Source organism: Kordia sp. (assembly GCF_965283645.1).
Lineage (GTDB): Bacteria > Bacteroidota > Bacteroidia > Flavobacteriales > Flavobacteriaceae > Kordia.
On record NZ_CBDIPG010000001.1, the window covers coordinates 348,890 to 362,004 of the forward strand.

8 protein-coding genes are annotated in these 13,115 nt (G+C 29.0%); 1 reads left to right on the forward strand and 7 read right to left on the reverse strand.

The window, feature by feature from the left end; translation table 11 throughout:
- Positions 1–73 precede the first annotated feature (73 nt).
- The 6 genes from ACQ654_RS01560 to ACQ654_RS01585 all read right to left on the reverse strand — a co-directional run bounded on the left by ACQ654_RS01560 (position 74) and on the right by ACQ654_RS01585 (position 11,781).
- Positions 74–280, reverse strand: coding sequence for a hypothetical protein (locus ACQ654_RS01560; RefSeq protein ID WP_430408553.1), 207 nt, complete (start codon positions 278–280; stop codon positions 74–76).
- Between the two features lie 61 nt (positions 281–341).
- Positions 342–1,346, reverse strand: coding sequence for an N-acetylneuraminate synthase family protein (locus tag ACQ654_RS01565; RefSeq protein ID WP_430408554.1), 1,005 nt, complete (start codon positions 1,344–1,346; stop codon positions 342–344).
- A 183-nt stretch (positions 1,347–1,529) separates the two neighbouring features.
- Positions 1,530–2,879 carry a hypothetical protein gene (locus ACQ654_RS01570; RefSeq protein WP_430408555.1) on the reverse strand — a complete coding sequence of 450 codons (1,350 nt, stop codon included), beginning with the start codon at positions 2,877–2,879 and terminating at the stop codon, positions 1,530–1,532.
- Positions 2,880–3,862: 983 nt separating this feature from the next.
- A complete protein-coding gene (locus ACQ654_RS01575; protein WP_430408556.1) occupies positions 3,863–4,573 on the reverse strand; it encodes a hypothetical protein in 711 nt (236 codons plus the stop codon).
- Positions 4,527–11,000, reverse strand: coding sequence for an ATP-binding protein (locus ACQ654_RS01580; RefSeq protein WP_430408557.1), 6,474 nt, complete (start codon positions 10,998–11,000; stop codon positions 4,527–4,529). Before ACQ654_RS01580 ends, ACQ654_RS01575 begins: the two co-directional genes overlap by 47 nt.
- Positions 11,001–11,013: 13 nt before the next feature.
- Positions 11,014–11,781: an HNH endonuclease gene (locus ACQ654_RS01585; protein WP_430408558.1), complete on the reverse strand. Its 768-nt coding sequence runs from the start codon at positions 11,779–11,781 to the stop codon at positions 11,014–11,016.
- 217 nt (positions 11,782–11,998) lie between these two features.
- Here ACQ654_RS01585 and ACQ654_RS01590 point away from each other — a divergent pair, with 217 nt between their 5' ends.
- On the forward strand, positions 11,999–12,217 hold the full coding sequence (locus ACQ654_RS01590; protein WP_430408559.1) for a hypothetical protein: 219 nt from the start codon (positions 11,999–12,001) through the stop codon (positions 12,215–12,217).
- A 237-nt stretch (positions 12,218–12,454) separates the two neighbouring features.
- Here ACQ654_RS01590 and ACQ654_RS01595 read toward each other — a convergent pair whose 3' ends face one another.
- Entirely contained in the window at positions 12,455–13,114 is a 660-nt protein-coding gene (locus ACQ654_RS01595; RefSeq protein WP_430408560.1) for a phage tail protein, read from the reverse strand.
- Position 13,115 lies beyond the last annotated feature (1 nt).

A 13,115-nucleotide genomic window follows, 5' to 3' on the forward strand; every position in this document is an offset into this window, starting at 1 on the left:
TGGTTGTCAATTATCTGTTGTGTGTTATCTGTTGTGTGTTGTGTGTTGTGTGTTGTGTGTTGTGTGAAATTGTTTAATTTTGACTGACTTTCCAATTTTTTTCTACATATTTCATAAAATTATATAGCTTTCCTCCTAGTTTGTCATATTCTGATACTAACATTTTCACTTTTTTCAGTTCGTATAGCTCGTATTTTGGTAACTTTAAAGATACTTGATGCACTTTTAGTGCTAAATTAAAAGCTGTTTTATATACATCTAAATCTTTATACGATTTCATTTTCGTAGTTTACTTTTCCATAATTACATTTAACTCATAACAGATAACTGACAACTCAAAACTAAGAAATATCTCCTTCATTTAAAAAATCCCACTGCTTCATGTCTTTTGTAAGCTTTTTTCCGATGACTTCTTGAAATTTTGACGCTAGTATTCCATAGTTTTTTGGTTTTTTAGCTTCTAAGTCATTGAATGTTAAGATGTTTCCTTTTGGTAAATCTTTGTTAATAGCTAACGATTTTTCAAAGATTTGCTTTAGTTCAGCATATTGTGAATTGTCTGTTTTATTTATTGGATTGTTTAACGCTTCATCAATGTTTCTAACTGCTTTTACCAATTGTGTAGTTTCTGGAAACGTTAGGGATGATTTCGCATCCGGACCAAACATTTCTTTATCAAATACCACATGAAATTCTAAGATTTCGGCACCAAGCGTTACCGCGGAAATTCCTGCTTCTATTCCTGAAGAATGATCTGAAAAACCAACAGATACTTGATATCTATCTTTTAATTCTTGAATTACATTTAAACCAAATTGCTTTGGCGCAGTCGGATACGATGTTGTACATTGTAAAATGGAGAATTCACAGTTTTTTTCTTTGAGAAACGCTACTGTTGCGTCCAATTCGGCAAACGAACTCATTCCCGAAGAAATGATTATTGGCTTTCCTGTGTTTGCTATTTTTTCTAGTAATAGAAAGTTATTGACTTCTCCCGAACCAACTTTGTAGCATTTTACACCAACTTCTTCTAATACATCAACCGCCGCATTACTGAATGGAGACGATAAAAAATCGATTCCAACTTCATCACAATGCGCTTTGATTTCTTTCCATTGTTCCAACGAGAATTCCATCCGTTGCCAGTATTCATAACGCGTTGCATCTTGTTTTGAGAATTTTACTCTGAACGGTTCATGAATGCTACTTTCCGCCACAGCGATATGCGTTTGAAACTTAATTGCATCCGCGCCCGTTTTTGCAACAGCATCAATGTACGCATGCGCCATTCCTAGACTTCCGTCGTGTGCTTGCGCTATTTCTGCTATAATGTAGGTTTGTTTCATGTGTCAGGTGTTGTGTGTTGTGTGTTGTGTGTTGTGTGTTGTGAATTGTTGGTCAGTTTTTTAATTTCTTAAATTTAAAATTGTAAGCTCTTAAATTTAAGCCACTTACCCCTATTTTTAATTAATTCATATTTTCTTGATTTTCACAGGAGTACCGCCAAAGAGTACCGTTTTACTATTTTTTTAATCTTCAAATATATCTAATTCTTTAATAGCTTTGTCCACGATTCGCTCGTCAATATAGTGCTTTTTTAGTACTGTATCTGTTGCGTGCGAAGATAGACGTTTTGTATCTCCTTTCAAAGTCGAGGATAAATATGTCAAGTATGTTTTTCTAAGACATTTAAACTTCAATTCTCGCCCTGTATTTAGTTGATTGTAAAAATGTGAAAACCCTAATGACAAAGCTTCATTCATTGATTTGGTTGATGAAGCTGTTCTTTTATCTGGATTCAAAAGGTGTCTATCCTTTCCTATGTTAATATCATAACCTAAACGAAATAATATCGCTTTTAAGCTTTTTGTTACAGGAATAATCTTCGGTGGAACATCAATGTTAAAACGAGTTCCTTTTTTTCTTTTTACTTTTAGATTGGGAACTTCTATATAAATAGGTTCGCCATCTTTCTCACGAATCATATTCCATTTGAGTCCTACTACTTCTTCACGCCTACCGCCTGTATGCAGAGCTAACTCCAAAGCATCTTTTAAATATAGTTTGTATCTATTACGTTTGTATTTCCCTTTGATTTCTATACCATTTTCAGGTTTTATAATTTTTAATAGATTTTTAAATTCTTCTTTTGTGATCGTATCACGTCTTACTGCTACAGGAAGCAGTCGAACTTTTTCAAATGGGTTCTTCATATTAATTGTATACTTATCAATTGCCCAAACAAAAAATTTCTTTACCGCAGTCATTTTTCCATTATAGGTAGCTCCTCTATAGTTCTTATCAATTAATAAATAATCATGGAACAGACCAACATGCATATCGTTGATACGATTGATAACTAATAGTTTTTTATTGATATTATGTTTTGCTAATGCTTCATTGAATATTTTTAAACAGTTTACAATTTCATTTTTTCGCTGATCGGATAAGGTGTTTTTTTGATGTTCTGGAACGTCAATATTGTCTAAAAAATCTATATACCTTAATTGTATATCGAAAAGATATTGTCGATTTTTGATTTCAGTAGGCAGTCCCCAGCCTTGTAATTCTAGTTTAAATTCTTTTTCAAAATCAATTGCTTGAATTACCGCATCTGCATAATTTGTAGCATCGTGTGTTTTACTCGCTTTGCGTCCATCACTTCCAGGAACGTGTAAACGTGATTTGTACCGATGCTTTTCAAAATTCTTACAGGTAGAATAGTTTTTGCCCGTTTCGCCACATGTAGGTTCTTCTTTTACTTTTTTGGTATTTCGTAAAATCGTTTTTCGTGTCCATGAAAAATGCTTTTTACATACATGACAGTATATAAAGAGTCCTTTGTGCTTGTTGTTAGGCATGTGCTTTCGTTTTGCCATACAGTTTTCTTCTTTGTTTTAATTTTAATTGTGTTATTAAATTCTGTTTAGGAATAGGAAGTAATTCGTATATAGTTTTAAATATGTAATTACCATGCTAATCGCTTTTTTGCTGATGCTCTCTAAAACATCACGAAAACAAAGTTTTGAAATAGTAGTCAAATTTCATTTGTTAGCTTTTGTAACTCGGACAATTGAAAAGCATAAAATTCTGACTTTTATATACTTATATTTTTAAAGTGCAGCAATTGAGAACAAATCGGTATTACTTAGGTTAATAAAAAAGTCTTTCTTAATTCAATTACTATTTCAATTCAATGATTGGAGATACGCTCTAAAGTATCACGAGTGTAAAGATTTGAATTAATTTTGAAGAATCATTTGTGAAATTTTGTGCCCTGCACGCGAATTGTAAGAATAAATTGTAGGGTTTTAAAAAAAGAAAGATTTATCCTAATATAATTGCAGTTCAATTACAAATTAATTAACAGATAGTTTGAAAATTATTTTTTATTTAACAAACATTTTCTTATTTAATGTTTTTCATCCTACACACAACAGAATATTAGACTCAAAAAAAGAAAATTAATTCTCATCATTAAGATATGGGCTTAAAATTTGAATTTAAAAACCCGCTAATAACTTAGCAATTAGTAGAAAAGAAAAAAATTGATTGCGTCATGAAGATTGAAAATCTGCTCATCACTAAGTGATGAGTTGAAAAATCAAACTTATCGTTTAGCAATTAGCAGAAAAAAAGAAAAAGTATTACTACATGAAATTTTGAAAATTTTGCTTTAAAAATATGCTCATCACTTACCGATGAGTTGGAAAAGCAAACTTATTGTTTAGCAATTAGCCGAAAAAAAGAAAAAGAATTACTCCACGAAATTTCAAAAATCTATCTTTAAAAATTTGCTCATCACTTAGTGATTAGTTGGAAAAAATACTAATCTGCTATTACAATAATGTTCAATTTTATTTTAATCTTCATTCAACTCGTTAAGAATTTGTTCTTTTAATACTTGAAATTCTGTTTTTTCCTCTTCTATTAACTTTTCAATTTTATCAAAAACATAATTGAGTCTTTGCTCTCTACTTACATTTTTTTTAGGATAATCATTCATATCAACTACACTAGACGAAAAATCAATTTTCGCCATAGAATTTAGATGTTTTATTATTTTTTTTTCATCATCAGATAGAAACTCTTCATGATTTTTTAACCACTCATTGTCTTTTACCAATAATTCTTTATGCAAATTTGCTTCTGTAGAATGATAAAAAATCTGTTCCGAATTATTCTTGATTTTTTCAACAAAATTTGACCAAGGGCTATCTCCTAAGTTTGACTTATACTCTATCCATCTTGGTAGTATCGATATAGTTGTATTATTTTTTTCTTTCTTTAATATTGTCAATACTTTAAGAAATTCCCTGACACCTTCTAAAGGTCTTTGAATGGGTAGTCTATCCCTTTTTCCCCATATCTCTAATATTAAAATACAACATTCCTCTTGTAATTTAGCTTTGATCTCTTCTGACTTACAATTTTCTATCTTAACTATTAATTCTGCCAAATAATGAGCCATCCATCTAGATAAAACATTAGTTGTATAGTCAAGTTTAAGTTCTGAAATTAGTTTTTTACCTAATTTTATAATCTCTTCCTCGGAGTGTTTTGACTGTGCCATCTGGTTTAATAAGGTAAATTTTAATATTATTTTGTATTTCTAATTCACTACGATCCATCCGATAAATTCTATCTTTTAGTTGCCTCTCTATTTCACACTTTATTATCATGCATTTATTGATTCTTTTTAAAAATTCCAAAATAAAAGAAGTATTGACTTTTAGTTCAACACCATCACTTTGTACTTTATCATGATATTTATGTTCACTAGTCTCGCTCCAATGTTGATACTCAGCTATTAATTCATTATTATGAAAAACCCTTTTAAAAAGATTGTCATAGGTAATATCAAATAAGTCTAAAACACATTTCCCAAAAACAATATAGTCTTTTCCAATATCTTTTGAGAATGGATCATCTAAATCTAAGCCTTCATGCTCATATCTAGGATTACTCAACCAGCCTAAATATTCAAATCCAGAATCTTTTGTTTCAAATCTATCTTCATCACTTTCAAATGGAATGGTATAATCATAACTATCCTTAGCAGTTTGAAATGCTCTTAATAGTGCTTCAGCTCCTTTATTGGAAACTAAAGCAGATCTTATAGAAACAGATTCGTAGTTTTCTCCAAAATGCCTACTTCCACCTCTAAAAATCATTAAGTAATTTTCATTAAAATAATGCCCAAAACCTACTTCAGTATCATATTTTTCTTCTTCTATATTATCTCTCCATTTTTCATCAAACTTATCAAACTCATTAATCCAATATTTCTTTTCTAGAGGTAAAGTATCTCTTGAATCAGATAACCAATAACCTTCCCATGTATTTGATTTTGATTCCAACCAATAATCCCATGTTCCCCATTCCCCATCATATTCAGGTTTTGCTAATGGGTATTTTTGAAGAAGATCATTTGCTGCGCAAAACATAGCATGATATTCAAAATACGTTTTCAAGGATTCAATAGTAGGTATACTTCCTTTTCTGTTACTAGTCAGTTCATAATAATTTCTTTCATTTCTTAGATGATCTCTTACGTAGTCTTCTTTATTTGGATTTCCTTGATAGCCCCATTTTTGAGAAATATATTTATCTGCAATATCTGCAACGCTATTCTCCGAAAGATCAAAAGTTCTGCTTAATCCATTGTATAAATAAGGTAGTGTATCTAATGCATCAAACTTAAATTTCCAATTATCATTAAAAGATATTTTCCTATTCCTTTTTTCTAAAGTATCCCTACTGACTCTTTCAAATGGACTATTTAAAGCATTATTAATTATTTCTGTTTCTTCATGAGTATATACTTTACAATCATAAGCAATTAGATTTTGACAGGATTTTTTAATAAAATTTCTTATCAATACATGCGGTAAATCTTCATTTAATAACTCTTTAAAAAACTTATCTTTAAATGAAATTAAGGCTTTAGGGTTTTCTTTACTTGTTCTTTCTAACGCAATCCACAAATATAATTTAGCAGATATCCAATAAAACATATATTCCTTATTCTGAAAAGGGTAACAGTGTTTTTCATTTTGCGAATCGAGTAAATTTTTTATTACTTCTAATTCTCCAATATTTATTAATCTCCTAATCGAATGTATTGCCAACCATCTACTTCTTTTATCTGGATATCCTAATATAAATCTTAAAACTTCTGACATTAGTTTATTTGATGTTTTAGGTGGAATTAACTCTTCGTTCCAGATACCATCGGCAACATTTTCATCAATTATAGAATTCCAATTTTCTAAAACCCAAGAAAGTAAATCTTCGTTTTCTTGCTTAGTAAGGCGATCGTTAATTAAATTGAAAATACCATAAATAGATTCATCAGTTAAAAATTCTATTTTTTCAGGTAAAATATTCATCAAAATATTTACCATATTGTCATTTGTTATGCAGAATAAATCAGCAAACTTTTTAATATCCCAAATTCTTAAATAATTGTCATCATTAAATTGATTAAACCATGTAAGTAATACATAACGATATTTATTTTGCATCCATTTTTTCACACCTGGATGCACTTGCCATTCTTCAATACGTTCTCTAAGTGCTAATTCAAAAGAATAAAAGTTTAAAAATTCTGGAGAAACATTAATTAATGCATCTAATTGGCTTACATAATTTTTAGGTGAACAATTATTTTTAATTTCCAACAAGAAATTATCAATTTCCCATCGATGATGGTAATCTTCATTATTATTTATAATTGTCTTAATCGAATTCTCTATATCTTCAGTAGCTAAAATATTTATTGATTTAACATCTATTTTATGTGGATGATCTTCCTTTGAAAAACTATTTTTATACTTAGATTCTTTTTCTTTCTTTTCTTTCTTTTCAACTTTTCTGAATTCAATAAACTTCTCATAATTAACTAATGTACCTTCTTTTAGAAATTTATTGTCTTTAATTTTAGAATACAACTCCTCAATGAGTGAATTGTGTTGTCCTAATCGTAAATCTCTATAAGTAGTTTCTACAAAATAGGTTTTGTTATCTGCATCATTTTCATTGTTATAACTTTCAATAATGTTATGGTATAATTCTGCTAATTCATCATAGTAATAATTACCATTTAAAGTCAATAATGATCCCGCAATCTTGTGATTTATAATTTTATTCTTTAAAGCTTTATTTAATATCGGGGCTACGTATTTACCTATATTTAGTACGTTTCTATGATGCCAACGACACAATATTGAAAAAGCTGAACTTGGGTCAAAGTTAAAAACCCCTTTTAAACCATCATTATAAGGAAAATGTTTTTTATCATAATATCCAAGCTTAATATCTGCATATTCAATAAAGCGAGCATATTCATAAGCCAATTTTGGATTGAATTTTGGAATTCCTTGTTCACTCAATTCATATATACATTTAATTTTTGCAAAAGCCTCATAATCTACATCTGAAACAGCTTCTATAGCTTCATCAAAATAATATTTACCTGTTTCTTTATCTATTTTAGATCCTAACAAAGAACACTCAATATAAAGCTCTGTTGTTTCTGTGGCAGATAACGAACTTTCAATAATAAATTTATCAATTTCATCTAGTAATTTTAAACATATTGCATGATTTTTTATTAAGTGTGAGATTTTATTTAAAATTTTTAATCTTAATGAAATCCTGTTAGATTCTCCATCATTAAAAGAGTTTAAGATTAACTCTATATGTTTATTGTCAAGTTCTATTAATAGAAGAAAATCGAGAATTCGGCTAGCTAGATAATTTAAGTGATCTTGTGACCGATAGTTATAATGTCTAAACTCCCAATCCTTTGCAATATTTGCACAAATTAGGCTAAACTTATCTAAACATTCTTGATTGTTTAATCTACCTGTTATTTTATCTGCTTTAATTTGAAAAATAGCAACAGCATGTCTAAAAAAACTACTAAAATCTTTTTTATCATCTTCTACACTTCTTCTTTCATCATAATCTTTAATCTTCTCAACATCTTTAAATTTGTCAGGATATAAACTTTCTAGTTGTAGGGTTTGCGCGTTTAAAGAAGCTAGTAAAACATTTATCCTTAAACTTATATCAAGTTCTATATCAGACTCTTTTTCAGGGTTATATTTATTTGAAAAGTGAGGAACTCTAGTTGGGTTTTTATAATTGATTTTATTTAGAATTTCAATTATTTTATTTCTATCGAGTCTATTCTCAAGACATAAGATTTCACAAAAATCAACAATTGAGGAATAAAAAACTCTTTCAAATTTGACCTTCCTATCTAAAACTTTTAATAAATAAGAAGTAATTAATTCAGTTTTAAAATTTTCTGCATTTATACCAAATTTAAAAAGCTTATTAATAATAAATATTTGTGTTATAAAGGGAACTTCTAATTCTCTTAACCAATGTTTTATATCTTCTTTTTTTGAAAATAATAAAATATTATCCAATAAATAATTTCCAGATGAAATTCTAACTGATTTAGGCGACCATCTGCTAAGTGACTCAAAAGCCTTTACAGGGTCATTTGTTAGCCTTAACATTGCTTCTGTTTCAAAGGCAATATCTAAGCTACTTATAGGGTAATCACCTAATTCCTCTTCCTCAACTGAATTGTGTCTCCATTCTAACCAGTTATGTGCCGTTTTTAAGTGTTTTCTTGCTATTTCAATGGTAAGTGAATTTCTAGAATATAGGCCTGCCAACTTAAGATGAAATGATCCTCCCCAAGATTTTTCCTCAGAATTATTAGTTAATTTATATAATGAAGCTTCATCTCCAAACCTAATTACTAAATCTGGATTCTCAACAAGTAATTTAGTTAATGCTTTATCAGTTTTAGATTCTTCTGCTGCTATAAATAAGAGTTTGAAAAATGTTAAGTTATCAGTTTGACTATCTGCAACTTTCATTGCTAGTTTCGCCCTATCAATGTAAACCTCTTTATTCCTAATTGGATCAGTTGGATATGATCTATATTTGTTTTGAAGTACAACTTCTTTTAGGTTTTCTTTTAACTCAGCTTGAAATAAAATATCTGCTAAATTAATTGAAGCGTATTCATTTTTTTCTGCTCGCTCAAGAAACAACTCTGAAATACCCTTTAAATCTGAATTTGTTGGAGTGTATTTTTCCCTAATATAGTTTTCAAAATCTTCATCTCTAAAGCTAAATTTATTGTCATTCAATATTAAACCATGCCAAATATCTGCTGACAAATCTTGTAAAAAACCTTCTTTTACATCTAATATTTTCGATATAAATTCTATAGGAACAGGTCTAGGCAATGTAATAAGATTGGTAAAAAACTTATCAATTAGTTTACTACCATTGTTTCCTATTCTTTTGGAAGCCTCATTGATTCTTTCTTCAATTAAATCTTCTACAATTTTCCCATTAGGTTTTAAATAGTTAATTACTTTATCAATGTCAACACCTTCTTTTTTAAGATCAATAGCATACGATTGTACACGAGGAATACCTTTAGTTAAAAGATGAAAATCTTTTATATTTTTTTCTGTAATACTTGGAAAAAAGTGTTTTAAATGTTTTTCAGTCTCCCCAAGAGTAAATGGAGAAATTTCAATATCTATATATTTGGATGGTAATTTAAGACTCTCTTTTCGGTAAGTTCTAGTGGTGAAAATTAATTTACATCCTTCTGGGAATTCTTCTTCTAATAAGTCATGTACAAATGAATTTTCATCTCTCTTTTCAGCTGCCGTAATGTTATTATCAGCTGCGTCAATTATAATTACCAAATATGCTTTATCACTTCTTCCTTTGAGAATTTTGATTGCATCATTAATTCTTCTTTTAAATTCTCTAAGGTATATATCTTCTGATTCATTCTTATTAATCAAAAAGTTTGTACCAATCTTTTTAGCTATCGCATTTGTAATATGCAATAAGGCATTTTTATGTAAATGCCTTCTGTCTGAAGGATCTAAATATGAACCATTACCGTAACAATCAAAAGTTATACATTCACAAAAATCAGGAATAGAATCCATTAATTGTTGTGTTAATGTAGATTTACCTATGCCTGCTCCTCCATGTATACAAATTGGCAGACCCTGATTTTTTTCTATTTTAATTAGTATTTCACTAAGTTGTTGGCGTTCTATTCTTTTTGATAGATTCTCAAAATGTTGAGGAACAGGAAATAAATTTTCTAAACTACCATTTGTAAAACCTAAACTAGCAATTATGTCATATAAAGTAAGTCTTACATTATTCTTAGACTCTGGCATCATTTTTTTCCAAACTAGCCTTGATAAATTATTAAACTGATGTCTTGAAGAAATACTTGTATTACTAATAGATACAATTAAATCCCTTTCTAAATGATCTCTAGAGTTTGCGCCACAATCTTCAAAATCTAATAAACTTATAAAGTCTGAGAACTCTGTTACCCTCAACTCTGATGCTACTAATAATTTTTGAAAAGCACTTTTATAAGATTTTAGATTCTTAATGATAGAATTAAAACTTCTTTTTTTATCTAATGGTAATAAAGCTTTTTGAACATTTTGAATTGCTTGTAATTGAGAACTATTAATATCTCTATTACTTACTAACTTAATTTTGACTTTTTCTAAAACTAATTTTCTGCCAAACTCTTTGTTAAGAGTTTTATATATACTAGCAAGCCTATGAATAATCGAGCCTCTGTATGAACCGCTTCTCTTTCCTTTGTATAAGCTTGAAAAAGTCCAATTCTCATCAGCTCTTCTTGTACTATACTTTAATTGAGAAATTACTAAGCTATCAGCTTCTAAAAAATTCTCTCCTCCATAATATTCTACTAAATCTATACCTAATAATTTTTCACCGTATGGATCAATTTTAGAAGACAAAGACTTCTCTATACCTTCAATACGTACGGTTTTTAAACCTTTAGTATCAAAGTTTAATAGTTGTAACGCCTTTTTGATTGTCCATAAAATATGAAAATCATCTCCTGCACTTGATAAATCAGCATCTGGAATAGTTTTTTTCTCTATCATTACTTTTTATACTTTAACCTAAAATACGATAGGTTAATTGATCATAGTCTTCTTTACTATTTAATAGTATTTTTGGAATTAATATATTGAAATCATCATTAAACCGAAATTCAAAAAAGAGAACATATTTATTAAACGGAGGTTTGAACCTCTCCATTGAGTCACTGTATAATTCTACTTGAAACTTAAAAGCTCTACCTTGAGGAATTTCTATCTCTTCTGTTAATACAGTATTTGTTTTGTCTGCATCATCAGGTAACTTTATTTTATATTTTATTAAAGGTCTTAAAATATTTGGAAGTGGAATATCTGGTCCAGCTAATCCTATTGGGAGCCTTTTAACTCTTGTGATTATATTTGTTAATAATACCGTTTGTTTTGTTTGATTTATGAAACTAAAATTGAATATTGGAAAAAGTGACTTCATTTTTACAGCTTCAAAGGCATTTGAAACTCCTTCTATTGGAAGCCAACTACAATTTTCTGAGTCAACATTAACAGAAATAAAGCGAATTTTCTCTGTTTTATTTTTTAGTCTATTCTTAGCTTCTTTTACTTGGCTGGTAATGATGTCTCCTTTTGTTACTTTAGAATGACAAGTTGGACATAGTAATAGCAAATTTTCTATGAGATTATTTGAAGGATTTTCATCAATATGATGAATTTCAAAATGTCCTACATCTTGACTATCACAAAAAGGACATGCAGAAGAAATTTCTTTTTGTAATTCAGCTCTAACTTTATTTTTCTGTGGAATACTTTTTCTTATTTTCTTTGACATGTAATTGTATTACTATTTATTTCCCATATTTTTTGAAAAATATTTTGACTAATAATATACAAATTATGTACTTAGTTTTTTACGGATTACCGTAAATATTATAACTATTTTACACTTAATTTCACCCAAGACCTAATAAATAATTTCTTCTAAAAGATGAAATCTGTGAAATATTTCTTTAAAGTATTATATTTGTAGAATACTAAATATATCAATAATGCAGGACAATATAGATTCGATCATACGTGCAATAAAAATTATTCAAAAAGAAACTCCAAACAGTGAAGCTATTCCGCTACTTGAAGATGCACTAAAGCAATCTATGAAGTTATATGTTTTAAACATGGCTTCCATGAGTTCTGTAGTAGATATGGAGGAAATAAAGCAAAATTTCAAAAATGGCTTGGATCTTTTAGAGATTTTTAATAAGAAATAGTTATTTTCATATTTATTCTCTTCATATTTTCCTACCCATTGATTTGATGAATTTTGAGAGTATCTCTATTAATAAATCAAAGCCTACACATAATAATATTGGAGTATAAATGTACTTACAGTAAAAAATTTCTCTATCTAACAAGTATCTAATTGGAAAATTTTAACATTTCTGATTGATTTAATCAAAATAAAATGTAAACCCAAAAAAATATGTTTTTAATATATCTGCTGATTTTTAGTGTGTTAATGGGTTTCTTCCTTTTAGAGCAATAATGTAGTTAATACATAAAAATGGATTTCTAATATCAAATGCTTGCCCACTTCCTGTAGCTCCTGTATCTCCTGATATATTTACGGAGTTTGGAGTCATAGACGCAGTATTAATTTCTGAATTATATATATAAATATCTCCAGTACTTGATTGGGCTAAACCAAAATTAGCTCCTGTTGGATCATCAGTTGTAGCATCTTCTTCATTACATATTATAGTTCCTTTTAGTGTTCCTGAATCATGGGAATGATTTGGTAATTCTGCTGTACTTAATGTTTGTGTTTCTGCACCTCCTTTTTGCCCTAAACCAATTTGTGATAAGCCTACACCCTGTCCCTCATGAATTGGAGACCTTCCTCGCAAATCTGGTAGTCCAAAAGTTGTACTGCCATCACCTCCATATGTAGTTCCGAATAAATTGAATAAGGTTGTATGTTCTGAAATATTAAGTAATTGTCCATCGCATTTTGCCCAACCATTAGGAACTACACCAAAACCAACTGTTTTAATTTCACCAATAAAAGGAGTATTCAAACTATCTATTAAATCTTCAAACTGTTGTTGTGTTGGTTTGTCGCCTGTTTCAAAATATGTTTTTAGTGTTTCTTTGCTTTGTGTTGCCATA